Annotated in this window: 1 protein-coding gene; it reads right to left on the bottom strand. The window is 64.9% G+C overall.

Annotated elements, in window-relative coordinates:
- On the bottom strand, positions 1–672 hold a 672-nt coding region (locus AQI95_RS47815; protein WP_208614442.1), incomplete at its 3' end, for a hypothetical protein.
- Positions 673–750 lie beyond the last annotated feature (78 nt).

The following is a 750-nucleotide window of genomic DNA, read 5'->3' as shown; positions in this document are numbered from 1 at the left end:
GTCCGGGAGCCACCCGAACGCCTGGTTCACGGTCTGCGCGACAGTCGCTCCGGTGTCCACGGTCGCGTTCGCGGTCGCCCCCGTGGCGCCGGCCACCGCATCCGCGAGACCGGACGTGGCTACGCCCGCGAGATCCGCGCCCGTGACGCCCGCGGCCTTGAGCACATAGCCGGTCGTGGTTTTCGAGGGAGACAGCGACTTCCAGTAGCCGATTTCGTCGCCCCCGTGCGTTCCCGTTCGGCCTGCGAATAGCTCCGCTTGCGCCTTGGCCACGGGGAGATAGGAGAGGTACCGACCATTCGTGTATCCCTCCCACGCCTTCCATCCCTGCTGCTGCCAGATCTTGTAAGCCTGCGGAAGCGCGAGCCACGGCGCGCACCACTGCAATTCCATATCGCCCGAGGACGGGAAGAACGCAGGCCACGCGGCCCGGCTGATCTGGAACAGACCGAAATGGCCTTTCTTGTAGGTGTTGTAGACGAACGGGTTGCGGCCTGACTCGGCAGCACAGACAGCGGCGGCGGTCGCCCACTGGTCTTTCTTCCAACCGGCGAGAGCAATACCGGCTAGAAGTTCCTGCCACGGGAGGGCGTAGTGAATTCCCGCCCAGTACTTTGTGGAATACGGCCCGTTGTTTCCCCCGGGCGGAATTCCGTACTTGTCATTGGCCACAACCCGCCCCGATCAGACCGCTACGCCGTAGATGGGTGTCGTCGGGAGCTGCTGCACGGTGGACACCTCGTCACCGAC

It is taken from the genome of Streptomyces yokosukanensis, assembly GCF_001514035.1.
Classification (GTDB): domain Bacteria; phylum Actinomycetota; class Actinomycetes; order Streptomycetales; family Streptomycetaceae; genus Streptomyces; species Streptomyces yokosukanensis.
Note: the sequence above shows the minus strand (reverse complement) of the source record. Positions and strands in the feature narration are given on the sequence as shown.